The following is a 571-nucleotide window of genomic DNA, read 5'->3' as shown; positions in this document are numbered from 1 at the left end:
AGAATCTAAGGAATCATTTTCAATGTAGGTGAAAATAAATTTAGAAGCCTTTTCGGGTCCCAAGGTTCGTATAAGAACGTCTTCAGCCGCCATAATTTCAGGTCCTTCCTCTTTTGAAGGAGAGCAAGAGTAAGTAAATAAACAGAGTGCTAAGATTGATAGTATAAACTTCATAAAAATAGTGTTAATAATAAGTACATAGAGACCTATACCTCTATATTATAATTTTGTAGGATTCCTTTTCTAATAAATTCATTAATTTCCCATTGGTCACCCATAGGAATCTTTGTATTTGGTGTATGAATTGTATATGGAAAGGGACCGTATTCTGGGGTTATTGTTAGTTGTTCCCGATTATTATCCTTTGCATTTTTAATCATCAGACCCCACCATTCTTGAAATTGAAGTAATTCTTGATCGTAATTACAGTCTCTTGGGTCTATTACTTGTGGGCTCTGGGCAGAACCAACCCTTGCATGAACATGGTAAGTATGCTCAATAGCTTTTTGTACGGCTTTAGGTTGATTTTCTAACATAGTTTCAGCTACACAACACCAATGCGATAAGTCGG

The 571-nt window shown here is 35.6% G+C and carries 1 pseudogene; it reads right to left on the bottom strand.

The window, feature by feature from the left end:
* Positions 1–206: 206 nt before the first annotated feature.
* Positions 207–571, bottom strand: a pseudogene (locus MWU65_RS17510) (sugar phosphate isomerase/epimerase); the annotation flags it as partial.

This window comes from Cellulophaga sp. F20128 (genome assembly GCF_023015805.1).
Lineage (GTDB): Bacteria > Bacteroidota > Bacteroidia > Flavobacteriales > Flavobacteriaceae > Cellulophaga.
This window is presented reverse-complemented; position numbering and strand designations above follow the sequence as displayed.